This window comes from Pseudomonas sp. BRM28, from assembly GCF_002939405.1.
GTDB lineage: Bacteria > Pseudomonadota > Gammaproteobacteria > Pseudomonadales > Pseudomonadaceae > Aquipseudomonas > Aquipseudomonas palmensis.
The window spans coordinates 800,789-825,343 of sequence record NZ_PEFV01000001.1 but is presented as its reverse complement, the minus strand read 5'-3'; the positions used below and the strand labels follow the sequence as shown (position 1 = coordinate 825,343).

23 protein-coding genes are annotated in these 24,555 nt (G+C 66.3%); 10 read left to right on the top strand and 13 right to left on the bottom strand.

Features of this window, described 5'->3' with window-relative positions; all coding sequences use genetic code 11:
- The first annotated feature begins 45 nt into the window (after positions 1–45).
- A complete protein-coding gene (locus CR917_RS03930) occupies positions 46–2,517 on the top strand; it encodes a TonB-dependent receptor (protein ID WP_080922927.1) in 2,472 nt (823 codons plus the stop codon).
- Between the two features lie 66 nt (positions 2,518–2,583).
- Here CR917_RS03930 and CR917_RS03925 read toward each other — a convergent pair whose 3' ends face one another.
- The 4 genes from CR917_RS03925 to CR917_RS03910 all read right to left on the bottom strand — a co-directional run bounded on the left by CR917_RS03925 (position 2,584) and on the right by CR917_RS03910 (position 6,934).
- On the bottom strand, positions 2,584–3,174 hold the full coding sequence (locus CR917_RS03925) for an HAD family hydrolase (RefSeq protein WP_054916361.1): 591 nt from the start codon (positions 3,172–3,174) through the stop codon (positions 2,584–2,586).
- Positions 3,171–4,040 carry an acyl-CoA thioesterase II gene (gene tesB / locus CR917_RS03920; protein ID WP_043863859.1) on the bottom strand — a complete coding sequence of 290 codons (870 nt, stop codon included), beginning with the start codon at positions 4,038–4,040 and terminating at the stop codon, positions 3,171–3,173. The genes CR917_RS03925 and tesB overlap by 4 nt, the downstream gene beginning before the upstream one ends.
- A 75-nt stretch (positions 4,041–4,115) precedes the next feature.
- A complete protein-coding gene (locus CR917_RS03915; RefSeq protein WP_043863860.1) occupies positions 4,116–4,685 on the bottom strand; it encodes a GNAT family N-acetyltransferase in 570 nt (189 codons plus the stop codon).
- A gap of 65 nt (positions 4,686–4,750) precedes the next feature.
- On the bottom strand, positions 4,751–6,934 hold the full coding sequence (locus CR917_RS03910; protein ID WP_104571909.1) for a TonB-dependent siderophore receptor: 2,184 nt from the start codon (positions 6,932–6,934) through the stop codon (positions 4,751–4,753).
- A 246-nt stretch (positions 6,935–7,180) separates the two neighbouring features.
- Between CR917_RS03910 and CR917_RS03905 the strand changes: the two genes are divergently transcribed.
- Positions 7,181–7,873, top strand: coding sequence for a histidine phosphatase family protein (locus CR917_RS03905; protein ID WP_104571908.1), 693 nt, complete (start codon positions 7,181–7,183; stop codon positions 7,871–7,873).
- A gap of 2 nt (positions 7,874–7,875) precedes the next feature.
- Positions 7,876–8,721, top strand: coding sequence for a phosphatase PAP2 family protein (locus CR917_RS03900; protein WP_104571907.1), 846 nt, complete (start codon positions 7,876–7,878; stop codon positions 8,719–8,721).
- Here CR917_RS03900 and CR917_RS03895 read toward each other — a convergent pair.
- Positions 8,687–9,112, bottom strand: coding sequence for an EamA family transporter (locus tag CR917_RS03895; protein ID WP_043863863.1), 426 nt, complete (start codon positions 9,110–9,112; stop codon positions 8,687–8,689). The genes CR917_RS03900 and CR917_RS03895 overlap by 35 nt on opposite strands.
- Positions 9,113–9,210: 98 nt before the next feature.
- Between CR917_RS03895 and CR917_RS03890 the strand changes: the two genes are divergently transcribed.
- Positions 9,211–10,125: a histone deacetylase gene (locus tag CR917_RS03890; RefSeq protein ID WP_054916358.1), complete on the top strand. Its 915-nt coding sequence runs from the start codon at positions 9,211–9,213 to the stop codon at positions 10,123–10,125.
- A 151-nt stretch (positions 10,126–10,276) separates the two neighbouring features.
- Positions 10,277–11,512, top strand: a complete 1,236-nt coding sequence (locus CR917_RS03885; RefSeq protein WP_104571906.1) for a TIGR03862 family flavoprotein — start codon at positions 10,277–10,279, stop codon at positions 11,510–11,512.
- A gap of 81 nt (positions 11,513–11,593) precedes the next feature.
- Here the strand turns inward: CR917_RS03885 and CR917_RS03880 are convergent, their stop codons facing one another.
- The 3 genes from CR917_RS03880 to yedA form a co-directional block, all read right to left on the bottom strand.
- Positions 11,594–12,925, bottom strand: coding sequence for a DEAD/DEAH box helicase (locus tag CR917_RS03880; RefSeq protein ID WP_054916356.1), 1,332 nt, complete (start codon positions 12,923–12,925; stop codon positions 11,594–11,596).
- Between the two features lie 66 nt (positions 12,926–12,991).
- Positions 12,992–13,846 carry a hypothetical protein gene (locus CR917_RS03875; RefSeq protein WP_146094979.1) on the bottom strand — a complete coding sequence of 285 codons (855 nt, stop codon included), beginning with the start codon at positions 13,844–13,846 and terminating at the stop codon, positions 12,992–12,994.
- Positions 13,843–14,775, bottom strand: a complete 933-nt coding sequence (yedA, locus tag CR917_RS03870; protein ID WP_104571904.1) for a drug/metabolite exporter YedA — start codon at positions 14,773–14,775, stop codon at positions 13,843–13,845. The genes CR917_RS03875 and yedA overlap by 4 nt, the downstream gene beginning before the upstream one ends.
- Positions 14,776–14,927: 152 nt before the next feature.
- Here yedA and CR917_RS03865 point away from each other — a divergent pair, with 152 nt between their 5' ends.
- Positions 14,928–15,386, top strand: coding sequence for an Lrp/AsnC family transcriptional regulator (locus tag CR917_RS03865; protein ID WP_043863869.1), 459 nt, complete (start codon positions 14,928–14,930; stop codon positions 15,384–15,386).
- Here CR917_RS03865 and CR917_RS03860 read toward each other — a convergent pair.
- From CR917_RS03860 to CR917_RS03850, 3 genes are all read right to left on the bottom strand, one after another.
- The gene (locus CR917_RS03860; protein WP_043863870.1) at positions 15,383–15,988 is read right to left on the bottom strand and encodes a PolC-type DNA polymerase III; all 606 of its coding nucleotides are present in this window, start codon (positions 15,986–15,988) and stop codon (positions 15,383–15,385) included. The two genes, CR917_RS03865 and CR917_RS03860, sit on opposite strands and share 4 nt — an antisense overlap.
- A gap of 18 nt (positions 15,989–16,006) precedes the next feature.
- A complete protein-coding gene (locus CR917_RS03855) occupies positions 16,007–16,486 on the bottom strand; it encodes an NYN domain-containing protein (RefSeq protein ID WP_043863871.1) in 480 nt (159 codons plus the stop codon).
- A 96-nt stretch (positions 16,487–16,582) separates the two neighbouring features.
- Positions 16,583–17,338 carry a DUF2076 domain-containing protein gene (locus CR917_RS03850; protein WP_054916353.1) on the bottom strand — a complete coding sequence of 252 codons (756 nt, stop codon included), beginning with the start codon at positions 17,336–17,338 and terminating at the stop codon, positions 16,583–16,585.
- 152 nt (positions 17,339–17,490) lie between these two features.
- Between CR917_RS03850 and CR917_RS03845 the strand changes: the two genes are divergently transcribed.
- Positions 17,491–18,165: a hypothetical protein gene (locus tag CR917_RS03845; protein ID WP_043863873.1), complete on the top strand. Its 675-nt coding sequence runs from the start codon at positions 17,491–17,493 to the stop codon at positions 18,163–18,165.
- Positions 18,166–18,228: 63 nt separating this feature from the next.
- On the top strand, positions 18,229–19,308 hold the full coding sequence (locus CR917_RS03840; protein WP_104573139.1) for an endonuclease/exonuclease/phosphatase family protein: 1,080 nt from the start codon (positions 18,229–18,231) through the stop codon (positions 19,306–19,308).
- Between the two features lie 3 nt (positions 19,309–19,311).
- Here the strand turns inward: CR917_RS03840 and hrpB are convergent, their stop codons facing one another.
- Positions 19,312–21,837, bottom strand: coding sequence for an ATP-dependent helicase HrpB (gene hrpB, locus CR917_RS03835; protein ID WP_104571903.1), 2,526 nt, complete (start codon positions 21,835–21,837; stop codon positions 19,312–19,314).
- A gap of 118 nt (positions 21,838–21,955) precedes the next feature.
- Here hrpB and CR917_RS03830 point away from each other — a divergent pair, with 118 nt between their 5' ends.
- Both CR917_RS03830 and CR917_RS03825 read left to right on the top strand, forming a co-directional pair.
- Positions 21,956–22,375 carry a hypothetical protein gene (locus CR917_RS03830; protein WP_043863875.1) on the top strand — a complete coding sequence of 140 codons (420 nt, stop codon included), beginning with the start codon at positions 21,956–21,958 and terminating at the stop codon, positions 22,373–22,375.
- A gap of 21 nt (positions 22,376–22,396) precedes the next feature.
- Positions 22,397–23,269 carry a cation diffusion facilitator family transporter gene (locus tag CR917_RS03825; RefSeq protein ID WP_104571902.1) on the top strand — a complete coding sequence of 291 codons (873 nt, stop codon included), beginning with the start codon at positions 22,397–22,399 and terminating at the stop codon, positions 23,267–23,269.
- A gap of 90 nt (positions 23,270–23,359) precedes the next feature.
- On the opposite strand, the gene CR917_RS03820 is transcribed toward CR917_RS03825, so the two are convergent.
- The gene (locus CR917_RS03820; protein ID WP_104571901.1) at positions 23,360–24,157 is read right to left on the bottom strand and encodes a DUF6515 family protein; all 798 of its coding nucleotides are present in this window, start codon (positions 24,155–24,157) and stop codon (positions 23,360–23,362) included.
- Positions 24,158–24,555 lie beyond the last annotated feature (398 nt).

Below are 24,555 nucleotides of genomic sequence, written 5' to 3'. Positions count from 1 at the left end.
GAAAAAAAGCCGCGCCCCTGCCCAGCCAATCGAAGGAAAACCTGCATGTCCGCCCCTTGCCCGCGAGCGCCTCGCCCTCTGCTACGCGCCGTCCACCTGGCCCTGTTCAGCCTGCCGCTGGCACCGTTGCCGTTGCTGGCGGTGCTGCCGTCAAACGCCCTGGCACAAAGCGCAAGCACCCACTTCCAGATCGCCGCAGGCCCGCTGGGCACCGCGCTGAGCCTGTTCGCCACCCGCGCCAGCATCACCCTGTCGTTCGATGCGCGGCAAACCCAGGGCCTGCAATCGGCGGGCCTGCAGGGCAGCTACAGCATCGATGAAGGCCTGGCGCGACTGCTGGCGGGCAGCGGCCTGCAGGCCCAGCGCCAGTCCAATGGCGGCTACGTGCTGGTGCCAGCCGGCAACGGCGGCGCCGTCGAGCTGGGGGCCACCAGCATCGAAAGCAATACCCTTGGCGAGACCACCGAAAACACCGGCGCCTACACCACCGCCGCCACCCGCACCGCCACCAAGCTGCCGCTGTCGATCCGCGAAACCCCGCAATCGGTCACCGTGGTCACCCGCCAGCAGATGGATGACCAGGGCGCGCAGAGCATCACCGACGTGCTGCGCAACACCCCCGGCGTCTCCGCCCAGGCCTACGACAGCGACCGTACCGAATTCTCCAGCCGTGGCCTGGCCATCACCAACTTCCAGTACGACGGCGTCAACACCATCTACGACGGCGTGTACGATGAAGGCACCGCGCATGTCGACATGGCGATCTACGACCACGTCGAAGTGCTCAAGGGGGCCACCGGCCTGATGACCGGCTCCGGCGACCCTTCGGCCACCGTCAACCTGATCCGCAAGAAACCCACCGCGCAGTTCCAGGCCTCGCTGTCGGGCAGCGCCGGCAGCTGGGACGACTATCGTGGCGAAGGCGATGTTTCCGGCCCGTTGAACGACAGCGGCAGCGTGCGCGGGCGCTTCGTCGGCGCGCAGCAGGACAGGAAGGGCTACCAGGACCACTACCAGCAGAAGAAAGAGGTGTACTACGGCATCCTCGAAGTCGACGTCACCCCCGACACCCTGCTGACCGTGGGTATCGACCAGCAGACCACCACCCCGCGCGGCACCTCCTGGACCGGCAACCCGGTGTACTTCGCCGATGGCGGACGCACCGACTTTTCGCGCCGGTTCAACCCGGGGGCCGACTGGAGCCGTCGCGACTTCCAGAACCGCACCTACTTCGCCTCGCTGGAGCAGGCGCTGGCCAACGACTGGAGCCTGAAGCTCAGCGTCAACCAGCTGCAGAGCGACCACGACACGCGCCTGGCCTCGGCCAGCGGCGGCAATCCCGACCGTGCCACGGGCGAAGGCATGTTCATGTTCTGGGGCCGCTGGGAAGGTCACCGGGTGCAGAACACCGCCGACATCAACCTGTCCGGCCCCTTCACCCTGCTGGGCCGCCAGCACGACCTGGTGATGGGTTTCAACGCGGCCAACTCGCGCCAGACCGGCGCCACCTGGGACACCAGCCTGGGCGGCACACCGGGTAACATCTACGAATGGAACGGCAAGATCGGCGTGCCGGACTTCCCGAAAAACGGCAAGTACGAGCAGACCAAGCGCCAGAACGGCGCGTACATCGCCACCCGCCTGCGCCCCACCGACGACCTGTCGCTGATCCTCGGCACCCGCGTCAGCACCTTCAAGTACAACGACAACTACGATTACGACGGCCTCAACCCGGTGTACTTCAGCGACAACCAGGCCGGCTACAAGCAGCATGGTGTGGTGACCCCGTATGCCGGCGTGGTGTATGACCTGGACGACACCTACTCGGTGTATGCCAGCTACACCTCGATCTACCAGCCACAGACCTACAAGGACGCAAACCGCACCCCGCTGGATCCGGTGGAGGGCGACAGCTACGAGACAGGGCTGAAGGCGGCCTACTTCGAGGGTCGGCTCAATGCCAGCCTGGCGCTGTTCCGTATCGAGCAAGACAACGTGGCGGTGCAGACCGGCACCACCAACACCAACGAGGGGATCTACAAGGCTACCCGCGGCGCAACCACCGAGGGCGTGGAGCTGGAGATTGCCGGCGAACTGCAGGAGGGCTGGAACCTGTCGGCCGGCTATACCTATGCGCGTTCTCGCGACAAGGACCACCAGCGCATCTTCGGCTCGCCGATGAGCACCACCAAGCCTGAGCAACTGCTGCGGCTGTTCACCACCTACCGCCTGCCGGGGGCGCTGGACAAGGTCACGGTGGGTGGCGGGGTGAACTGGCAGAGCGCGTTCTACGGCCAGATCTACAGCCCTACGGTGAAGGATTACACCTTCATCAAGCAGGGTGGCTACACCCTGGTCGACCTGATGGGCCGCTACCAGTACAACGACCACCTGAGCTTCACGCTCAACGCCAACAACGTGTTCGACAAACGCTACCTGGCCGGGCTGGGCAACTTCGACACCACCTACTATGGCGAAGCGCGCAACCTGATGCTGACTACGCGCTGGGCGTTCTGATCGAGGGCCTGGGTTGATGATCCGGGCTTCTTCGCCGGCAAGGCCGGCGAAGAGGCCAGCACGGACCTACTCCAGCATCCCGTGCAACACCCCACAATCAGCCGCATGCCAATCCACCAGCTGCGGCCACGGGTTCTGCGGCACGTTCACCAGCACCGTGCGCGCACCCGCCGCACGCCCGCAGTCCAGATCGAAGCGATAGTCACCGACCATCACCATCTGCGCCGGTGCCACGTCCCACGCCTGGGCCAGTTGCAGCAGCCCGCCCGGGTGCGGCTTGGGCGGAGCCTCGTCGCGGCCGATGATGTCCTGCACCGGGAAGCAGTCGGCCAGGCCGATCGCCTCCAGCGTCACATGCGCCAGCTCGCGCGCATTGCGCGTCAGGATCCCCAGCCGGCAGCCCCGCGCCGCCAGCTCGCGCACCAGCGCCACCGCCCCCGGCGCCGCCTGCGAGGCCACTGCCAGTTCGCGCTCGTGCTCCAGCAGCCAGGCATGCTTGGCCGCCGCCTCTGCCGCAGGCAGGGCCGCCAGATGGGTAAGAATGTCGTCCTGCGCCGGGATGTCCAGCGCCACGCGAATGGCCGCAAAGTCATGCACGGCAACGGTCAGGGTGCCGTCCATGTCGAACACCCAGTGGCGAATCGAGCGCAGGCTCATGCCCAGTCCTTGCGATGGCGAATCAGGCCTTCCTGGCACGACGAGGCCACCAGCTGCCCGGCGCGATTGAAGATGCTGCCACGGGCAAAGCCGCGCGCATTGCCCGCCCACGGGCTGTCCATGGCGTACAGCAGCCAGTCATCGGCGCGCAGGTTGCCGTGAAACCACAGCGCATGGTCGAGGCTGGCCAGCTGCATGTCGCGGTGCCACACCGACTTGCCGTGGGGCATCAGCGAAGTGGTCAGCAGGCCGAAGTCCGAGGCGTATGCCAGCATGTACTTGTGCAGCGCCTGGGAGTCGGGCAGGTTGCCGTCGGCACGAAACCACGCGTACTTCACCGGGTCGCCGGGCTTGGGGTTGAAGGGGTCCTTCTCGGTCACCGGGCGCACTTCGATGGGCTTGGCGCACAGCAGCTTGTCGCGAATATGCTCGGGCAACTGATCGGCCATGCGCTCGGCCAGTTCCACTTCCGACGGCAGGTTCTCGGGGCCGACCACCTGGGGCATCTGGCCCTGGTGCTCGAAGCCTTCCTCGTCGTACTGGAACGAGGCGCTGCAGGTGAAGATCGGCTGGCCCTTCTGGATCGCCGTCACCCGGCGGGTGCTGAAGCTGCCGCCGTCACGCACGCGGTCCACCGAATACACCACCGGCATCGACGCATCGCCCGGACGCAGAAAATAGCCGTGCAACGAATGCACGTGGCGCGCCTCTTCGACCGTCTGGCTGGCCGCCGACAGCGACTGGCCCAGTACCTGGCCCCCGTACAGCTGACGAAAGCCCAGGTCCTGGCTGCGTCCGCGGAACAGGTTTTCCTCGATCGCCTCCAGACTCAACAGGTCGACCAGATCGTCCAACACGTGGCTCATTCGAGATTCTCCAAAGCAAGGCCCAGGGCGCAAATAATACAGGGTTTGTCATTGGCGACCTGTATGTTCTGCGATTCAGCCATGCAAGGTGGCCTGCCACTGGGCGCGGTTGATCCGGTACAGCACATGGGGGCGCAAGGGGTGGCCAGGCTCGAGGCGCGGGTGCTCGAAATCGCCCAGCGGATCGGGCTGCATGCCGATGGCCTGCATCACCTTCTGCGACGGCAGATTGCCCTGGGTAGTGAACGACACCACTTCGTCCAGGCCCAGCTGGGCGAACGCACAGCGCAGGCAGGTCCAGGCCGCCTCGCTGGCGAAGCCCTGGCCCCAGTGGCGCCGCGCCAGCCGCCAGCCGATCTCCACCGCCGGGGTGAACGGCGCATCGAAGCTCACATTGAGCAAGCCGGTCATGCCGATGAACGCCCCGCTGTCCTGGCGCTCCAGGGCCCACAGGCCGAACCCGTACTCGGCAAAATGGCCGCGGATGCGGCCAATCAGTGCGGCGCTTTCGACCCGGCTCAGCGGCGCCGGGAAGTACTGCATCACCAGTGGGTCGGCACACAGGGCGGCGAACTCGGCGAGGTCGTCGTCCTGCCACTGGCGCAGCCGCAGCCGCGCGCTCTCCAGTTCAAGTATCGGGGTCATTGCCTGCTCCGTGATCACTGCCTTGCAGTGTACAGCGTAGGCAGGCAATGCCCGAGCGCCCAGCCTCAGAAACGGAAGTTGGCAGTCAACTCGGCTGAACGCCCCGGGGCCACCGTGGCAAACAGGCCCACGTGCGAGGCGTCGTAGATGGTTTCGTCGGTCAGGTTGAGCAGGTTGAGCTGCAGGTCGAGGTTCTTGTTGACCTTGTAGCCGACCATCGCGTCGTAGCGCCAGTAGTCGTCGACGGTGATGGTATTGGCGTCGTTCATGTAGCGCTCGTCCATGTAGTTGGCGCCAGCGCCGACTGTCCAGCGTGCATCGATGTCGTACGAGGTCCACAGGCTGAAGCTGTTGGACGCGATGAACTTGGACTGGTTGCCGTCGTTGGCGCCGTTGCCACCGGCCTTCACCACTTCGGCATCCAGGTAGGTATAGCCGGCCCACACCGCCCAGGCATCGGTGATGCGTCCGGTGGCGCCCAGCTCCAGGCCGGTGACACGCTGGTCGCCATCCAGTGCCACCAGGCCCGAGACTGGATCGGTCACGCGTGCATTGGTCTTCTCGGTACGGAACACCGCTGCGGTCAGCGACAGCTGCTCGTTGAACACGTCCCACTTGGTGCCCAGCTCCAGGCTGCGCGAGCGTTCGGGGTCGAGGTTGGCCTTGTTGCCGTTGAGGTTGCCGGCACCGGCACCATCGGCACCACCGGACTGGGTGTTTTCGCCCGACGGGTTGGACGAGGTGCCGTAGGACAGGTAGATGCTGCCGTTGGGCAATGGCTTGAAGACGATACCCACCTGGTAGTTCCACAGCTCGCTGGACGACTCGGCGCCACCGGCGACGCGGTTCTTCACGTCGTAGTCGTCGTAGCGCAGGCCCAGGTTCAGGTCCCACTGCTCATGCAGGCCGAGCGTGTCGAACACATACAGCGAGCGGGTGTCGGTCTGGTACTTGCTGGTGACCTGGCCGGTGCCCGGCAGCAGGGTCCAGCCCCCGTCGTGCGGGTTGGGGTCGTAAAGGTCGCCCGGGCGTCCGTTGTTGCCCTGGTACTTGTCCTTGTCGGTGATGGTTTCGCGGCTGACTTCGATACCGGCTGCGTAAGTGTGCTTGATGGTGCCGGTGTCGAAGGTACCGAACAGGTCGGTCTGGTTGATCAGCGACGTGTTGACCACATTGCGCGGGCGAAAGCCCCGGGACACCAGCCCGCTCTCTTCCTGGCCCACATTGGCGAACACCGGACGGCTCATGACATAGTTCTGCATGGTGCGGCCACCGCGCAGGGTATTGCGCAGGCTCAGGTGTTCATTGAAGTCATGTTCAATGCTGAAGGTGGCAAGGTCGGCGGAAGTTTTCCGGAAGTCTCGATCCACCAGCCCGTAGAAGTTGTCGCGGTCGACCTTCACCGGCTTGTTGGTAATCAACGAAACCGGGTGGCCCTGATCGGGAATGTCGTCGGTTTGCAGGTGGTAGTAACTGGCGGTGACCCGGGTCGGGCCCTGCAGGCCCCAGGTGATCGTCGGCGCAATGCCCCAGCGGCTGACCTCGACATGGTCGCGCCCGGGGGTGTCGGCCTCGTGCTTCATCGCGTTGAGACGAAACGCCAGGTCCTGCTCGCCCAGGTACTGGTTGACATCGAGGGTGGTGCGACGCAGCTGGTCGGTACCCAGGGTAAAGCTGCCGCCAATGAAGTCCTCGGCCTTGGCCGCCTTGCTCACCAGGTTGATCGAGCCACCGGTGGAACCCCGGCCGCTGTAGGCCGAGCCCGGCCCCTTGACGATTTCCACGGTCTCGATGTTGAACGCCTCGTGGGAGGCGCGGCCCAGGTCGCGCAGGCCGTCGATCTGGATATCGGTACTGGCTTCGAAGCCGCGAATGAACGGGCGGTCGCCCAGTGGCGTGCCACCCTCGCCCGCGCCCAGGGTGATGCCGGGAGTGGTGCGCAGTACATCGGTCAGGGACGTGGCGCCACGCTCCTTGATCAGCGCTTCATTGATGATGGTCACGGACTTTGGCGTGTCGCGCAGCGGGGCGGTGAACTTGGGCGAGGAGGCGTTATCGACCTTGAACGTTTCATGGTGCACGCCCTTCACATCGGTGGCATCGAGTTCCACCGACGATGCGGTGGACGATGCAGCCGGTGTGGAAGTTTGCGCAATACTGGCTGTCGACCAGGAGGCTACCGCCAACCCCAGTGCAGTACACAGATGACCGGATTCAGAACGACGGCTTTTTATTGAAAGTTGTGCCATTGGTAATGCCCACCATCAGAAAATGATGCGCAATACTATTTACGAGCAATTATCACTCAAAGCCGATTTACATTATTTACGCCGCGTTTCAGTTTATGTCCGAGAGTAACAACTTATTACTTCATTGAATTGAAACTGCAACGTGCTGTTGCCCCTTGCCCCACAAGGCTTTCACATCGCCTTCACCGATTCACCACAGGCCGTTGCTTACCGTGCACACATTCTCGCGGTAGCCGGAGCGGCCCCATGTTGCACGATGCAGTACTCGACCAGACCTTGATTCCAGCCCGTCCGGGGCGACGACGACGCCTGCCTTCGGCGACGTTCCTGCTGGGCCTGTGCACCTTGCTTGCACTGGCCGTTTCAAGCCTGTGGCTGGTCAGAGGGTTGGCGATCGTGGACCTGGGTAGCGAAAGACAGATGCGCAACAGCGGTGTGTATGCCGACTGGGCCAAAGGTGAAGTCATCGTGCTGGTGCGGCATGCCGAGCGTTGCGACCGCTCGCGCAACCCGTGCCTGGATGATCCGCAAGGTATCACCCAGGCGGGCAGCCAGGCTGCGGCGCAGGTGGGCGAAGGGCTGCAGCGCCTGGGCCTGGAGCATGCCGACATACTGACCAGCCCCCTGACCCGCACCCAGCAAACCGCGCACTTCATGTTCGGCAAGCTGGCAGCCAGTGAGGACTGGCTGCAGCAATGCAACAAGGGTTTCGCCGACAACGCCCTGGCGCGCAAGGCCGCCGAGCGCAACCTGGTGCTGGTGACCCACAGCGGCTGCATAGACCAGCTCGAACGCCAGTTGAACGTGCCCGGTGGCGAACGCTCCAGCGCCTACGCCGAAGCCGTATTCGTCTCGGTGGGCGCCAGCGGCAAACCGAGAATCCTCGGCCGCATGAACGCCCCCGAATGGCGCAAGCTGCTGGCCAGGGCGGAGCAATGAGCATGTCGCCACGCCAGTCGTTCTACCTCACCCACCTGGGCCTGCCCCTGCTGCTGGCACTGGTCGTGTTCGTGGCCTTCGACCTCACCGGCCTCGACCGCTGGTTCAGCCAGTTGTTCATCGACCCGGCCAGCGGCCAGTTCACCCTGCTGCACGACGCCTGGTTCGAGAAAGTGACCCACAAGTGGCCCCGCATCCTGCCCAACTGGACAGGCGAAGCCGCACTGATCGGCGCCCTGCTGTCCTTCGTGTGGCCGCTTTTCGCCCGCCATCCGCAGGCCGCCGCCACCCGGCTGCTGCAACGCAGCCGCATTGCCGGCGTGCTGCGCTTCACCACCCGGCACCGGCGCGACCTGCTGTTCGTGGTGGTGGCATTCGCACTGTGCACTGCCATCATTCACTACCTCAAGAGTCACACCGGGGTGTACTGCCCGGTAGAGACCACATTCTACGGCGGTACCCATCCGCGCCTGGAGTGGTACCAACAGTTCGACCTGCTGCGCAAGGCCGGTGACGGGCGCTGCTGGCCCGGCGGGCATGCCTCCAGCGGCTTCACCCTGATGGCGCTGTACTTCGTGGCCCGCCGCTGGCGCTGGGCGCACGCACGCAAGCTGCTGGGGTTCATCGTGCTGCTGGGCATGGTGTACGGCACCACCCGCGTGATGCAGGGCTGGCACTACATGTCGCACACCTTCTGGGCGGGGATCTTCGTCTGGCTGACCTGCCTGCCGACCGCGCTGTGCTTCTATGGCCGCACCGCGCTGCAGGCACCGCTGAAGGCACCGCTGGAGTTACCGGCAACACCTCTGCGCGCTAACGCCATGCCAGCATCACTACGCCCAGAGTGATCAGGCTGATGCCGCCCCACTGGCGCAGGTCGAGTCGCTCGCCCAGCAGGGTAACGCCGAGCACCGCCACCAGCACCACGCTGAGTTTGTCCACAGGCGCTACCTGCGAGGCTTGCCCCAGCTGCAGGGCGCGGAAGTAGCAGATCCACGAGGCGCCGGTGGCCAGCCCCGACAGCAGCAGGAACAGGTAGCTGCGCGGCGAGATCGACCCCAGTGACTGGTACTGGCCGGTGGCGAACAGAATCAGCGCCAGGCTCACCAGCACCACCACCGTGCGCAGCAGGGTGGCGAAGTCCGAATTGATGCCGGTCACGCCAACCTTGGCAAATATGGCGGTCAAGGCGGCGAATATCGCCGACAGAATCGCCCAGAACGTCCAGGAAGCCAGCATGGGTGCACCCCTGTCGAGAACCTGCGCGCAGTGTAGATCGCTGGCGCTGGCTGTACAGCAACTGGCAAGATCGAGGCCTGCCCCGGTTAGAAGCTGCCATGCCCCTGCCCCTGATCTACCACGACGACTACAGCCCGGAGTTTCCTGCCGGGCACCGCTTCCCGATGGACAAGTTCCGCCTGTTGCGCGACCACCTGGTCGACAGCGGCCTGACCACCGATGCGGCCTTGCTGCGCCCCGAGCTCTGCCCCAGCGACATCCTCGCCCTGGCCCACGAGCGGGGCTACATCGAGCGCTACATGAATGGCGACCTGAGCCGCGAAGACCAGCGTCGCCTGGGCCTGCCCTGGAGCGAAGCGCTGGCACGGCGCACCGTGCGCGCGGTCGGCGGCTCGCTGCTGGCCGCCGAACAGGCCCTGCAGCATGGCATCGCCTGCCACCTGGCCGGCGGCACGCACCACGCCCACTACGATCACCCGGCCGGCTTCTGCATCTTCAACGACCTGGCGGTGATCAGCCGCTACCTGCTCGAAGCCGGGCGCGTGCACCGGGTGCTGATCTTCGACTGCGACGTGCACCAGGGCGATGGCACCGCGCGCATCCTGCACGACACCCCGGACGCGATCACCGTGTCGCTGCACTGCGAACAGAACTTTCCGGCACGCAAGGCCCAGAGCGACTGGGACATCCCGTTGCCGCGCGGCATGGGCGACGCCGACTACCTGAAGGTGGTGCACGACGCGCTGAACTACTTGTTGCCGCTGTACCAGCCCGACCTGGTGCTGTACGACGCCGGCGTGGACGTGCACAAGGACGATGCGCTGGGCTACCTGCAACTGACCGACGCAGGCGTCGCTGCCCGCGACGAAGCCGTGCTGCGCCACTGCCTGGGGCGCGATATCCCGGTGGTTGGCCTGATCGGCGGCGGCTACAGCAAGGACCGCCACGCCCTGGCCCGACGCCACGGCATCCTGCACCACAGCGCACAACGGGTACTCGATTACCCACAATGACTGTGGAGCTGCCTGTGGATAACCTGAGCGCAAGCCCATCCGGCCCTTGTGGCACGGGGCCTGCACCGTACTGATCGTTTTTTGTACAGTGCCTGGGCGGGGCCGTGTCGGGTAGAATGCCCGCTCTTTTATCCCCAGCCTGCAGCCGCCCATGACCGATACCCCCCCAACCACCGCCCCCCACGTTGCCGTTATCGGAGGCGGGCCGGCCGGGCTGATGGCCGCCGAAGTCCTCAGCCAGGCTGGTGTGCGGGTAGACCTGTACGACGCCATGCCCTCGGTGGGGCGCAAGTTCCTGCTGGCGGGCGTGGGCGGCATGAACATCACCCATTCCGAAGCCTACCCCGCGTTCATCTCGCGCTATGCAGAACGCGAACACGACATCGCGCGCCTGCTCGACGGCTTCGATGCCGACGCACTGCGGGCATGGATACACGGCCTGGGCATCGACACTTTCGTCGGGACATCCGGCCGGGTGTTTCCGCGCGACATGAAGGCCGCCCCGCTGCTGCGCGCCTGGCTCAAGCGCCTGCGCGATGCCGGGGTGGTTATCCACACCCGGCATCGCTGGCACGGCTGGGAAGCCGACGGCGCCCTGCGGATCACTTGTCCACAGGGCGAGGTGAGTGTGCAGGCCGATGCCGTGGTGCTGGCGCTGGGCGGCGGCAGCTGGGCGCGGCTGGGCTCGGACGCTGCCTGGCTGCCCTGGCTGCAGGCGCGGGGTGTGGATATCTCGCCGCTGCAGGCAGCCAACAGCGGCTTCGAGGTAACGGGTTGGAGCGACGTGCTCAAGGGCAGGTTCGCCGGTGCACCGCTGAAGAACATCGCCCTGAGCCTGGCCGGCCAGGCGCCGCGCCTGGGCGAGTTCGTGCTGACCGAGGGCGGCGTCGAGGGCAGCCTGGTGTATGCCTGGTCGGCGCAGATTCGTGAAGCGATCAACCGCGAAGGTAGCGCGACGGTGCTGCTCGACCTGCTGCCGAACCGGCCTGTGGACAAGATCGAGGCGGCGCTGCGCAAACCCCGTGGTTCGCGCTCGATGGCCAGGCACCTGCACGGTCAGCTGGGCCTGGACGGGGTGAAGGCGGCGCTGCTGCGCGAGCTGACCGGGCCCGAGGTGTTTGCCGACCCGGCGCGCCTGGCGGCAGCGCTCAAGGCGTTGCCGATCACGCTGGTACGACCGCGCCCGCTGGACGAGGCGATCAGCAGCGCCGGCGGCGTGAAGTTCGAGGCGATGGATCGGCACCTGATGCTGACCCGGTTGCCGGGGGTGTTCTGTGCGGGCGAGATGCTCGACTGGGAGGCACCGACCGGCGGCTACCTGCTGACGGCGTGCTTTGCCAGTGGGCGAAGGGCGGGGTTGGGGGTGCTGGAGTGGCTGCGCCGGTGAGGCCGGCGCCTATAGGGTACGCACAGCCCTTGTAGGAGCCGGCCTTGCCGGCGAAAGGGCTGCAGCGCAGCCCGTGCCCAATCAAGGCTTGCGCTTGCGCGGCCCGGTATTGAACGTCGGCACCTTGCGCACCGGCTTGACCTGCGGCGCGGCTGCGGGGGTATCCCCGCTGTCGGTCCAGCGCCCCAGGCTGCCCTTGCCGCTGCCCTGCTTGGGCTTCTTCGGTTTCTTCGGCTTCTTCACCACCTGCCCGCTGGCGTCGGTTTCCGGCACCCGGTGCTCCGGCACGAAATCCGGCTCTTCATGGCGCGGCAAGGTCTTGCGCGTGAGCATCTCGATGGCCGACAGCATGTTCACCTCGTCGGCACACACCAGCGAAATGGCTTCGCCGGTATTGCCCGCACGCCCGGTACGCCCGATACGGTGAATGTAGTCCTCGGCCACGATCGGCAAATCGAAGTTGACCACCAGCGGCAAGTCGTCGATATCCAGCCCGCGCGCCGCCACATCGGTGGCCACCAGGATCTGGATCTCGCGCGCCTTGAAGCTGTCCAGCGCACGCTGGCGCGTGGCCTGCGGGCGATCGCCATGGATGCCGTCGGCGTTCACGCCCTGCGCCTGCAGGCGCTCCACCAGCGCATCCACACCGTTGCGGGTCTTGGCGAACACCAGCACCTGCTTCCAGCGCTGCTTGCGCAGCAGGTGCATGAACAGCTCGGGCTTGCGCTTCTTGTCCACAGGCACGACCCACTGCTTGACGCTGCTGGCCGCCACGTTGCGCGGGCTGACCTCGACGCTGAGCGGGTCATCGAGCATCTGCCCGGCCATCAGGCGGATCTCGTCGGAGAAGGTTGCGGAAAACAGCAGCGTCTGGCGCTTGACCGGCAACGCCGCGTAGATCGAGCGCAGCTCTTCGGCAAAGCCCAGGTCGAGCATGCGGTCGGCCTCGTCGAGCACCAGCGCCTGCAACTGGTTGAACTTGACCGCGTTCTGGCGGAACAGGTCGAGCAGGCGCCCGGGCGTGGCCACCAGCAGGTCGATGCCCTTGCGCAGTTTCATCATCTGCGGGTTGATGCTCACCCCGCCGTACACCGCGTAGGTGCGCAGCGGCAGGTGTTCGGCGTACTCGACGATATTGGCGTGCACCTGTTCGGCCAGCTCGCGGGTCGGCACCAGCACCAGCGCACGTACCGAGTTGCTGGCGACCTTCTCGCCTTCCATCACCAGGCGCTGCAGCAGTGGCAGGGCGAAGCCGGCAGTCTTGCCGGTGCCGGTCTGCGCCGCCGCCATCAGGTCGCGGCCGGCCAGCACGGCCGGGATGGCCGCCGCCTGCACCGGTGTCGGGGTGGTGTACTTGAGGTGCTCGAGCGCGCGCAGCAAGGGTTCAATCAGGCCAAGTTTGGCGAATGTCATGGCAATACCGTCTGGGGAATTCAGCAATGGCGCAAGTTTACCCTGTTCGCGCGGGTTCACCGAGCTTCAATCCACAGGCGGCAGGTACACGTACGTCAGGCGATCCAGGCCATTGCCGACAAACAGCGACAGCGGCCTGCCCAGCTGGCTGGCGCGCGAACGGCACAGGCCGTAGATCTCGTTCAGACTCGAATCGCGCGCCGACATCGGCGTCCAGCTGTGCATGCCCAGCGACCCCAGTTCGAAAATCATGTGGTCGCGGTCCTTCTCGCGGCTGAAGCTGACGGCTACCTGGCCGCGCGCTACCTGACTACGCAACCCGCCATCAGCGAACTCCAGGCGCACCGGCGTGCGCCTGAGCTTCTGGTCCGGGGTGCGCAGCGTCATCACGCCCTGACTGTAGTCGAGCACCTCGAAGGGCAGGTTGGCCCTGAGCCTCACCGGGACCCGGCAATCGACCTCGCCACGCGCCGTGTTCTCGATCAGCGAGCGCATCGCTTCGCTGAGCGTAGGATGGCTCTTGATCGCGACATCGTTGGGGAAGGCCAACCGCAACGCGATCGGCTGGTCAGGTTGATCCGCGAGGGTCAGGGTGACGTTGCCGGTGACTGCCTGGCGCGCAGCCAGCACGGCGTCGACCGTTGCCTGCAGAGCCTCACGCCGCGCCGGGGTCAATACGTCGCCTGGCATGCGCAGGTTCACCACCCAAGGGGTCTCGTCATCGGCCCACATTTCCACTCGGGCCAGGTCGATCTGCTGTTCGGCCAGCAGGTTACGGACCGCTTCGGCGTAATACCGGTCTGCATGGCCGTGGGCGTAATTGTCGATAACCGATACCTGAAACTCCAGGCCGACTTCCTGTTCATCACAACCGGACAGCATCCCAACCAACAAGCCTGCCATGGCAATACGACGCTTCACTTGGACAACTCACCCCTCAAGGCGTCAGCCGGGGTGGCCACGCTGGCCGGCACCTTGCGCCATTGCGGAACGCCGATCAACACCACCGCGCCGATGATCACCGCCATCGCCACGCACTCCTCCACGCCGATCTGCTCGCCAGCGAACAGGATGCCCAGCAGCACCGCCACCGCCGGGTTGACGTAGGCATAGCTGGTGGCCGCCGCCGGGCGCACATGCTTGAGCAGGTACATGTAGGCACTGAAGGCCAGGATCGAACCGAAGAACACCAGGTAGAGCAACGCCCCCCAGCCGGCAGCGGTCGGCATCTGGGTCATGCGTTCACCGCTGAGCGCGCTGCCCAGCAGCAGCGCCGCGCCGCCCACCAGCATTTCGGCGGCACTGGCCATCGGCCCGGCCGGCAGCGGCAGGCTCTTGCTCCACACCGAACCGAAGGCCCAGGACGCTGCAGCAAACAGGATCAGCGCCGCGCCCAGCGGGCTGGCCTGCAGGTTGGAGCCCAGGTCGAGCAGGCCGATGCCGGCCAGGCCAAGGCCGATACCGGCCCATTCCAGACGCGTGTTGCGGTGCCCGAAAAATCGCCCGAACACCAGGGTGAACAGCGGCACGGTCGCCACCGCCAGGGCTGCGACCCCGGACGCCACGCCCGCATGTTCGGCCAGGGTCACGCCGCCGTTGCCGCAACTGAGCAGCAATATGCCGATGGCCCCGGCGGCCTTCCATTGCGCCCAGCTGGGCGCCGGCACCCCGCGCCAGCGCAGAAAGCCATACAGCAGGCTGCCGGCAATCAGAAAGCGCACCCCGGCCATCAGCAGCGGTGGCCACGACTCGATACCGATGCGGATCACCAGATAGGTCGACCCCCACACCAGGTACAAGGCCAGGAAGGCACCGATCAGCACCAGCGGAAAGCGACGGGAGGCAGGCATGGGAGGCTCGAAATCAGGGTTTGGGAGCTGTAGTTTAGAAAGCCAAACGGGTATTTTTAAGTTACAAACCCTGTTTATACGGCCACCAGACTTTCGAAAAAACGGATGTTTGCCCGATTCGCCATCGTTTCAACACCTGGTACCCACGCCCCATGGACAAGTACGATCGCATGCTCCTCGCCGCCTTGCTCGACAACGGCCGCGCCTCCTTCGCCGAACTGGCGCGCAAGGTCAACCTGTCGGCCCCGGCGGTGGCCGAGCGGGTGGCCAAGCTCGAGGCCAGCGGGGTCATCACCGGCTACCAGGCCAAGGTCGACATGAGCCGGATCGGCTTGCCGATCCAGTGCGTGATCGAGCTGCGCCTGGCCAGCCACGGCAACCAGCAGACCTATGAGGACCTGGCGCGTATCCCGCAGATCACCGAGTGCCACCGGGTCACCGGCGATCCGTGCGTGATCATGCAGGCGGCGGTCGGCTCGATGCCGGAACTCGAAGAGCTGATCAACCACGTGGCGCAGTTCGGGTTCAGCAAGACCTCGATCATCCTGTCCAGCGCGGTAGAGCGACGGGTGCCGCTCGGCCAGCTCGACAGCAACGGCAAGAAAGCCTAGCGGTAGCGCTTGAGGGTTTCGGCAACCTTGGCTGCCGGGACCTTCTGCAGGCTGCAGAACAGCGGGTGCGACACCTCGCTGATACCGTGGCGCTGGCGCAGTTCGCCGGCCAGGTGCTGGGCCAGGTTGGCGGCCATCTCGGCATCGGCCATGGCCCGGTGAGCGGTGCCGGTGTCGGGCAGCCCGGCCCAGCGCGTCAGGGTGCCGAGCTTGTGGTTCGGCGCAGCCGGCAGCAGGCGCCGCGAGAGCAGCATCGAACAGGCGAACGACTGCACCCGCGAGCGTCCGATCAGGCTCAGTTCGTAGTCCCAGAACTTCTGGTCGAACGAGGCGTTGTGCGCCAGCAAGGGCGTGCTGCCGACGAACTCGGCCACCTCGTTCATCACCTGCGCATTGGCCGGCGCACTGCGCAGCATGGCGGTAGTGATGCCGGTCAGCCCGGCGACAAAGGCCGGTACCGGCACGCCGGCATTCATCAGGCTCTGGTAGCGATCGACGATGCGCCCGCGTTCGAGCATCACCACCGCCACTTCGGTGGCGCGGCAGTAGGCACCCGGCGAGATGCCGGTGGTTTCAAAGTCGATGACCGCAATACGTTCCACAAAAACCTCGGGTAGCTCTCAGTGCTTGAGCAGGAGTGCGCCTTCGATGGGCACATAGCGGGTGGCGGCGCGAATCAGCGAGTTGGCGGTGAGCCCCGGTACGCCATAGGCCACCGCTTCGGCGCCATGACGGTTGATCACCCGTTCCAGCAGCAGGTCGAAATCGCCATCGCCGGAGGCCAGCACCACTTCGTCGACCCGCGAGGCGGCGTCGATCACGTCCAGGGTGATGCCCACGTCCCAGTCGCCCTTGGCCGAGCCGTCGCTGCGCTGGATATAGGGTTTGAGTTTGACCGTGAAACCGAGGTTGCGCAGGATCTGCTGAAACTGCTGCTGCTTGCTGTCGCCGCGGTCGATGGCATAGGCCACCGCCTCGACGATCTCGCCGTCCTGGCTGACGTGCGCCCAGAAGGCGGCGTAGTTGAAATGACAACCATAGGCCTGGCGCACGGTGTAGTAGAGGTTCTGGACATCGGCGAACACCGCAATCTTCTTCACCGCACTTCCTCGTCACGCCAGGGGCCGGCCCCGCATACCGGGGCCGTTTCGGCGCCCAGTATGCCAGCCTGACGGCAGTACGGGTATGTGCGCGGCTCAGACGAAGGAATCGTCGTCCGAAAAAAAGCCGCCGCCATCGTCACCGTAGTCGGTGTCCATGAAGCCGCCCTGATCATTGCCGTAGCCACCGTTGTCGGCGGTCAGGCGCTGCTCGTCGTTGCCGCCCCAGCCGCTGTCGCTGGCCGGTGCCGGGGCTTCGTTGATGATCTCGGTGACTTCCTGGGGCTGCGACGAATGATGGCCGAACAGGCTGCTGATGCCCTGCGCCAGCATCACCCCGCCTGCCACGCCGGCGGCGGTCTGCAGTGCACCGCCCAGAAAGCTGCTGGCGCCGCCGCGGGCCGGTGCGGCCTGGGGCGCGGCGTTGAAACCCTGCTGCTGAGGGGCCACGCCGGGCCCGCCAAAGCCGCTGGCCGGTTCACGCCAGCCGCCACCACTGGTGGCAGGTGCCGGGGCCGGCTGGGCCGCGCGCTGCGGCTGCGGCTCGGGTTGCCGTGCCCCCCCGCCGAAGATGCTCGACAGGAAGCCGCCGCTGCTCGGCGCAGTGGCCGCCACCTGTGCGCGGGCCTGGTTCAGATCGGCCTGCAATTGCCTGTTCTGTTCATCGAGGCGCTTGAGCGCGGCCTCCTGCACCAGAATCGCCTGGGCCATGTAGTAAGGGGCCGACGGCTGTTGCTGCAGGTGCTCGGCAATGCGCGCCTGGGCCTGGGCATCACGCGGTGCGCCTTCGCTCTCGGCTTGCTTGAGGCGGCCGAACAGGCCGTCGATCAAGGTTTGTTCTTCGTGGTTCATGGGGCGACCTCACTGGATAGCCGGGGGATTACAGGTGAGCACTAGATGGGGTTCCAGCATGGGCGATTCAATCGGCCCGCGGCATGAAACTTTGTTCAGGTTCGACCGCTGGGCTAAAGTAGCGGCCTGCTCTGTCACTGCGATATCGACTGATGAATCCGCTTAGCGTTCTGCAAGACTCCTTGTATTTCTTCCGCCGCCACCTGCTGAGCATCGCCAAGCTGTGCCTGCCGCTGATCGTCATCGAAACGCTGCTGGCCCAGGCGATCTATGCACAGTTCGGTAGCCAGACCCGTACCCTGGCCTACGGCATGCTGCTGGGCCTGGTGTTCTACCCGCTCTACAGCGGCGCACTGATCCTCTACCTGGACGCCCGCAGCCAGGGTGAAGAGCCGCGCAAGCGCGACCTGCTGGCCATGTCGCTGCGCCTGTGGCCCTCGTTCGCGCTGCTGATGATCGTCTGCCTGCTGCTGATCGTGGCCGGCTGCGCGCTGTTCATCCTTCCGGGCATCTGGGTGATGGTCAACCTGGTGTTCGCCGAGTACCTGCTTGTGCTGCGCGGCCTGCAACCGCTGCCGGCCATGCGTCAGAGCTTCGAGCTGTGCAAGGGCCACTTCTGGCAGATCCTGGTGTGCATGATCGTGGCCATGATCCCGTTATGGCTGATCGATGCGCTGACCCGCAGCCTGATCGGCGAAGAGCCCGAGCTGTGGCTGGAACTGCTGGTGGGCAGCTTCAACGGCTTCCTCACCCTGTTCAGCACCCTGGTGAGCTTTCGCATGTTCATGCTGGTCACCGAGCCGCCGCTGGCCCGCGACCCGAGCTGAACCAAGCAGGCGACGAACGGCTCGGGTATGCTGCGGGTTCACCTGCGACGCCAAGCCGAGCCGATGATCCGACTACTGCGCAATGCCCTGCTGACCCTGCTGCTGATACTTGCCCTGCTGTGGCTGCTGGCCAGTCACCTGAGCTGGCAACCCGAGCCGCGCGAGGCCCTGCCGGTGGCCTGCCGTGGCACGGCCACGCCGCTGGTGCCGGGCCAGATGCTCAAGGTCATGAGCTGGAACATCCAGTACCTGGCCGGCAAGGGCTACGTGTTCTGGTATGACGAAGGCCGGGGCAGTGACACCCTCCCTACCGAACAGGACCTGGCGTTCAACCTCGACGAGGTGGCGCGGGTGATCCGCGCCGACAACCCCGACATCGTGCTGTTGCAGGAACTGGACACCAACGCCAAGGCCAGCGCCTACCAGGACCAGCTGGCCCTGCTGCGCGAGCGCCTGGCCGACCTCTACCCCTGTGCGGTGCAGGCCTACGACTGGAAGGCGGACTTCGTGCCCGACCGGCATGTGTTCGGCAGCGTCGGCCGCGGCCTGGCGACCCTGAGCCGCTACCCCATCCAGCAGGCCGAACGCCTGGCCCTGCCCTCGGCCCCCGACAACGCCCTGAGCCGCCTGCTGCAGCCGCAACAGGCGGTGCTGGCCAGCTACCTGCCGCTGCGTGATGGCGGCTCGCTGGCGGTGCTCAACACGCACCTGGCGCCCTTCGTTCCCGGCAGCGATATCCAGCGCCAGCAGGTGCGCCAGCTCGGCGCGCTGCTCGACAAGCTGGAAAGCCAGGGCACGCCGTGGCTTATCGGTGGCGACTTCAACCTGCTGCCGCTGGGCCAGTACCGCCGGCTCACCCCCGAGCAGCGCCAGCACTATGGCGCCGACAGCGACCTGCACTTGCTGTGGGACAAGTATCCGATGATCCCCAGCAACGCCGAAGCCGGTGGTGCCGAGCGCAGCGCCTGGCTGACCCACTACCCCAACGACCCGCGCCTGAACGGCCCGGACCGCACCCTGGACTACCTGTTCCACAGCCACAAGCTGCAGCGCCTGAGCGCCGGGGTGCTGCAGCAGGACACCCTGCAGATTTCCGATCACCTGCCGCTGAGCGCGCGCCTGCTGTTGCCGACGCCGCCCTAGCGGCTACTTGCGCGGTTTGGCCCGCGCGGTGGCTTCGGCCACCAGCGGGTCGTCCGGCCAGTAGTGCTTGGGGTAGCGGCCCTTGAGGTCCTTCTTCACTTCGGCGTAGGTGCTGTGCCAGAAATTGGCCAGGTCCTGGGTAACCTGCACCGGGCGCCGTGCCGGTGACAGCAGGTGCAGCAACACCTGCTGGCGGCCCTGGGCGATGCGCGGGGTTTCGGCCAGGCCGAACAGTTCCTGCAAGCGCACCGCCAGAATCGGCGGCGTCTCGCTGTAGTCCAGGCGGATGTTGGAACCCGAGGGCACGCCGATGTGCACCGGCGCCCATTCGTCCAGGCGCTGCGGCAGCGGCCAGGGCAGCAGGTTGCGCAGGATGGACGACAGGTCGAGCTGGGCAAAATGACTGAGCCGGGTGACCTTGCCCAGGAAGGGTTGCAGCCAGTGCTCAAGGCTGGACAGCAAGGCCGCGTCGCTCAGGTCCGGCCATTCGCTCTGGCCTGCCGCCGCAACATCCAGCCCGCGCAACAGTGCCACCCGCGCCTGCCACTGGCGCAGCTCCGGGGTCCAGGGCAGCAGCTCCAGGCCCTTGCGCCGCACCAGGTCAAGCAGCGCCCGCGCACGCGCATCCTCGCCCAGCCCGGTCAGCGGCTCGCGGCTGAGCACCAGTTCGCCGACCTTGCGCTGGCGCTCGGCACGCAGCACGTTCTCACGCTCGTCCCAATCCAGTTGATCCACGTGGCGCACCTGCTCGGCGAGCACGTCGTCGAACAGCGCCGGGTCAAATTCGGCCGCCAGGTAGATGCGCTCTTCGCGCTGCCCCTGGCGGCTGCCGAGGTCGGCGATCACCAGCCAGGGTTGCTTCATCAGCGCGTCGGCCTCACCGAACAGCGCCGCACGCCCGTTGGCCAACCGGTACTCGGCGCCGCCGGCACGGCGCTGCTGAGCGACCCGGTCGGGATAGGCCAGCGCCAGCAGGGCACCGAGCCAGCGGGAATGTTCGGGGTCGGCCACGGCCGCGCCGGCCTTGCCGCGCAGGTAGCTGCGGTACTGACGGGACAGTTGTCGCGCCCGCTGCACCCCGCCCTGCCCTCCTCGGGCTGCACGGGTTTCGCCACTGAGCAGGGCCAGTCGGCTGTGCAGGTCGGCACCCGCCCCGCGCAGAATGTCGCGCTCGCCCAGCAGTGCCGCCACATCGCAGGCCATCTGTGCCAGGCCAAGGTCCTGGCCGCGCAAAAGCAGGTGTGCGATGCGCGGATGTGCCGGCAACTCGGCCATGGCCTGACCATGCTCGGTCAGCGCCAGCAACTGCCCCGGCCTGAGCGCCCCCAGGCGCACCAGCAGGCCCTGGGCCTGGGCATAGGCCGCCGCCGGTGGCAGGTCGAGCCAGCACAGCTGCGCCGGGGCCACGCCCCAGCGGGTCAATTGCAGGGCCAGCCCGGCAAGGTCGGCCTGCAGGATCTCGGCGCTGCCGTAGGCAGCCAGTTGGTCATGCTGGGCCTCGGACCACAGCCGATAGCACACGCCCGGTTCCAGGCGTCCGGCGCGCCCGGCCCGCTGGGTGGCGCTGGCGCGCGAGATGCGCTGGGTATCGAGGCGGGTCATGCCGCTGCCGGGGTCAAAACGCGGCACCCGCGCCAGCCCGGCGTCGATCACCACCCGCACGCCGTCGATGGTCAGGCTGGTTTCGGCGATGTTGGTCGCCAGCACCACCTTGCGCAGGCCCGCGGCCGGCGCCTCGATGGCGGCGCGCTGGGCCGCGAGATCGAGTTCACCGTGCAGCGGGCACAGCAGGATCTCGCGTCGCTCACCCAGGGCCTCCTGCAAGGCCTGGTGCACACGGCGGATCTCGGCCTGGCCAGGCAGGAACACCAGCAGGCTGCCCGGCTCGTCGGCCAGCGCCTGCAACACCGTGTCGACCACCCGCGGCTCGACGAACTCGCCGGGCTGGAACGGCCGCCCCCAGCGCATCTGCACCGGGTACATGCGCCCCTCGCTGCTGATTACCGGGGCGTCGTCGAGCAACGCGGACAGGCGCTGCCCTTCCAGCGTGGCGGACATCAGCAGGATCTTCAGCGGCGGCTCATCACGCAGCAGCTCGCGGCCGTTGAGGCTCAGGGCCAGGGCCAGGTCGGCATCCAGGCTGCGCTCGTGAAATTCGTCGAAGATCAACAGGCCCACCCCGTCCAGCGCCGGGTCGTCCTGCAGGCGCCGGGTGAGGATGCCTTCGGTGACCACTTCGATGCGGGTACGCGGGCCGACCTTGCTGTCCAGGCGAATGCGGTAACCGACGGTTTCGCCCACCGCCTCGCCCAGTTCGCTGGCCAGCCGTTCGGCTGCCGCGCGGGCAGCCAGCCGGCGCGGTTCGAGCATCAGGATGCGCTGGCCGGCCAGCCACGGCTCATCGAGCAGGGCCAGTGGCACGCGGGTGGTCTTGCCGGCGCCCGGCGGTGCCTCGAGCACGGCTTCGTGGCGCTGCTGTAAAGCGGTGCGCAAGGCCGGCAGCACGGCATCGATCGGTAATGAATTCATGGTAGCCCTCGAACAATCGGCCGAGTATAACGGCGAACCGAGCCTGCCTTATCATGGTCTTAGCTGCACCCTCCGGCATTTCGCCGGTAGCGGTGCGGCCTACTTTGCGGAGATTCACATGCGTATTCCTTCACGCCTTATCGGCGGTGCCGTGGTTGCTGCCCTGCTGACCCAGCTGACGGCTTGCGGCACCCTGTTCTTCCCCGACCGTCGCGGCCAGATCGAAGGCAAGGTCGACCCGGTGATCGTGGCGCTGGATGCCATCGGTATCCTGTTCTACGTGATCCCCGGGCTGATCGCCTTCGGCGTCGACTTTGCCACCGGTGCCATCTACCTGCCCGGCGGCAAGACCGCCCAGGTCGACCCGCACACGCTGAACAAGGCCATCGCTGCCGATGGCAAGGTCGACAAGGTGCGCCTGCAGGCCATCCTGGAGAGCGAGCTGGGCCAGCGCCTGCCGCTGAACGACCCGCGCCTGATCCAGCACAAGGGCAGCGTTGAACAACTGGCGATGTACGGCCTCAAGCCCGCCGCCTGACCGCCCGCACAAGGACGACCGATGAACACCAGCGCCGAACACGCCCGCCTGCTGCGCCTGGCGACCAATGCCTCGCTCGGGGTCGCCAGCATCCTGATCGTGAGCAAGGCGGTGGCCTGGTGGCTCAGCGGCTCGGTCAGCCTGCTGGCCGGCCTGACCGACTCGATGCTCGACGGCGTGGCCTCGTTCCTCAACCTGCTGGCGGTGCGCTATGCCCTGCGCCCGGCCGATGACGATCATCGCTACGGGCACGGCAAGGCCGAGGCACTGGCCGGCATGGCCCAGGCACTGTTCATCGGGGGGAGTGCGGTACTGATCGGCGTACAGGCGGTCGAACGCCTGAAAAATCCCACGCCGCTGGGTGATGCCACGGTGGGCATTGTCGTGATGCTGCTGTCGCTGGGGCTGACCGTCGCCTTGCTGATGGTGCAGGCCAGGGTGGTGCGCCTCACCGGCTCGACCGCCGTGCGCGCCGACTCGCTGCACTACCGCTCCGACCTGCTGCTCAATGCCAGCATCCTGGTCGCGCTGGTGCTGGCGCGGTTCGGCTGGCCACAGGTGGATGCGTACTTTGGCCTGGGCATCGCGCTGTACATTCTATGGAGTGCCTTGCAGATCGCCCGTGAAAGCTCGGCGATCCTGATGGACAAGGAGCTGCCCGGCGAGGTGAGCGAGCAGATGATGACACTGGTGTGCGCGGTGCCTGGCGTGCAGGGCGCGCATGACCTGCGCACCCGGGTGTCGGGCAACCACTGGTTCGTTCAGGTGGACCTGGAGCTGCCGGGCACCTTGACGCTGACCGAGGCCCACGTGCTGTGCGATGCGGCAGCGGCGGCGATCCGCCGGGAGTACCCCAAGGCCGAAGTGCTGGTGCATGCCGACCCGGTGGAGTGACACAGCAGCCCCCTTCGCCGGCAAGGCCGGCGCCTACAGGATTCACGCTGTATGTGTAGGAGCCGGCCTTGCCGGCGAAGCTTTTGCGCTTCAGTTGACGCTGTAACCGCGCCCGCTCAAACACGCCCCCAGCGCCCGCCGATAGGTGTCCGCCACCTGCGCCGCAGGCGCGTAGGTCGCCGATGCCGGGTCGAACCCGGTCTGCTGCACAGCCCAGCGGTAACACTGGTAGCGGTCCTGATCGACCTGCTGTGGCGACTGCCCGTTGGCCGGGTAGGCAATCACGTCATAGCCATTGCCCGGTTGCGCCGGCGCCGCAGCCATCGGCGGGCTTACCACCACATAGTCGCGGCTGTCGTCCAGGTACTGGTAATAGGTGCCTGCAGCCAGAAAGAACAGCGCACTGCCCACCCACACCTGCCGCGCATAGTCGGGCAGGTAGTTCACCCGTACCCCGTAAGGCGGCGCCACCACCACGTAATGCGGCCCCTGCGGGCGATACCAGTAGCCACCGGAATAGTAGTAGTCACTGCCACGATACGGCACGCGCCGGTACGGTTCCGGAAAGCGGTCTATGGTGTGCCCCGGCCGATACTGAGGCCCGGGGCCCCAGCCATTGCCGTGCCCTTCGCCAGGACGCTGCCCCGGCCCGCCGGCCTGCCAGTGCTGATTGGCGTCATTGCGCCGCGGCACGTCCTGATAGTACCCCTGGCGTGGCGGCTGGGTCTGGCGGACCTCGTCCGGGCGCGCGTTGAGCGGCGAGGACGCAGGCGGGCGCTCGCCGCCATTGGGGTCCTGCTGTGGTCCGCGACGCTCGTCCTGGGCCTGTACGCCCAGGCTCAGGCAAAGCAGACCAACACCTGCCAACTGCCAGATGCGCGACTTCATGCTGTTTCTCTCCCGCTGGCATTCATGGCCTACTCTATCAGGCCGCCTGCCACGCGCCAGCAGGCGCCGGATGAAATTGCGGACATTAAAAAAGGGTGACCCTGAGGCCACCCTTCGAGATTTTCGTCCGTGCTCGGCGCTTGTGACGCCGGCTCACCTCACGCTGTCTTGTGAACAGTGTGCAGCCCGGGGGCCGAGCACAACCCGGTGGGGTTGCTGGCCGCAGCGCCCCTGATTGGGGCCGCCGCTGTGGACATGTGTCCGGGCAGTGATTCTGTTGACCATCATAGGCAAGCGCTGCGACAGAGGATTGCTAAAATTGCTCAACAAAACATTACTTGCGCAATTTTTAACTAAGGATTGATAATCCGCAGCAATCGAAACAGAAAAGGCTTCAT

What these genes read in the sequence shown, in the direction of transcription:
- CR917_RS03930 (WP_080922927.1), top strand. Translation starts at nt 46, where the DNA reads ATGTCCGCCCCTTGCCCGCGAGCGCCTCGCCCTCTGCTACGCGCCGTC.
- CR917_RS03925 (WP_054916361.1), bottom strand. Translation starts at nt 3,174, where the DNA reads ATGAGCCTGCGCTCGATTCGCCACTGGGTGTTCGACATGGACGGCACC.
- tesB (WP_043863859.1), bottom strand. Translation starts at nt 4,040, where the DNA reads ATGAGCCACGTGTTGGACGATCTGGTCGACCTGTTGAGTCTGGAGGCG.
- CR917_RS03915 (WP_043863860.1), bottom strand. Translation starts at nt 4,685, where the DNA reads ATGACCCCGATACTTGAACTGGAGAGCGCGCGGCTGCGGCTGCGCCAG.
- CR917_RS03910 (WP_104571909.1), bottom strand. Translation starts at nt 6,934, where the DNA reads ATGGCACAACTTTCAATAAAAAGCCGTCGTTCTGAATCCGGTCATCTG.
- CR917_RS03905 (WP_104571908.1), top strand. Translation starts at nt 7,181, where the DNA reads ATGTTGCACGATGCAGTACTCGACCAGACCTTGATTCCAGCCCGTCCG.
- CR917_RS03900 (WP_104571907.1), top strand. Translation starts at nt 7,876, where the DNA reads ATGTCGCCACGCCAGTCGTTCTACCTCACCCACCTGGGCCTGCCCCTG.
- CR917_RS03895 (WP_043863863.1), bottom strand. Translation starts at nt 9,112, where the DNA reads ATGCTGGCTTCCTGGACGTTCTGGGCGATTCTGTCGGCGATATTCGCC.
- CR917_RS03890 (WP_054916358.1), top strand. Translation starts at nt 9,211, where the DNA reads ATGCCCCTGCCCCTGATCTACCACGACGACTACAGCCCGGAGTTTCCT.
- CR917_RS03885 (WP_104571906.1), top strand. Translation starts at nt 10,277, where the DNA reads ATGACCGATACCCCCCCAACCACCGCCCCCCACGTTGCCGTTATCGGA.
- CR917_RS03880 (WP_054916356.1), bottom strand. Translation starts at nt 12,925, where the DNA reads ATGACATTCGCCAAACTTGGCCTGATTGAACCCTTGCTGCGCGCGCTC.
- yedA (WP_104571904.1), bottom strand. Translation starts at nt 14,775, where the DNA reads ATGCCTGCCTCCCGTCGCTTTCCGCTGGTGCTGATCGGTGCCTTCCTG.
- CR917_RS03865 (WP_043863869.1), top strand. Translation starts at nt 14,928, where the DNA reads ATGGACAAGTACGATCGCATGCTCCTCGCCGCCTTGCTCGACAACGGC.
- CR917_RS03850 (WP_054916353.1), bottom strand. Translation starts at nt 17,338, where the DNA reads ATGAACCACGAAGAACAAACCTTGATCGACGGCCTGTTCGGCCGCCTC.
- CR917_RS03845 (WP_043863873.1), top strand. Translation starts at nt 17,491, where the DNA reads ATGAATCCGCTTAGCGTTCTGCAAGACTCCTTGTATTTCTTCCGCCGC.
- CR917_RS03840 (WP_104573139.1), top strand. Translation starts at nt 18,229, where the DNA reads ATGATCCGACTACTGCGCAATGCCCTGCTGACCCTGCTGCTGATACTT.
- hrpB (WP_104571903.1), bottom strand. Translation starts at nt 21,837, where the DNA reads ATGAATTCATTACCGATCGATGCCGTGCTGCCGGCCTTGCGCACCGCT.
- CR917_RS03830 (WP_043863875.1), top strand. Translation starts at nt 21,956, where the DNA reads ATGCGTATTCCTTCACGCCTTATCGGCGGTGCCGTGGTTGCTGCCCTG.
- CR917_RS03825 (WP_104571902.1), top strand. Translation starts at nt 22,397, where the DNA reads ATGAACACCAGCGCCGAACACGCCCGCCTGCTGCGCCTGGCGACCAAT.
- CR917_RS03820 (WP_104571901.1), bottom strand. Translation starts at nt 24,157, where the DNA reads ATGAAGTCGCGCATCTGGCAGTTGGCAGGTGTTGGTCTGCTTTGCCTG.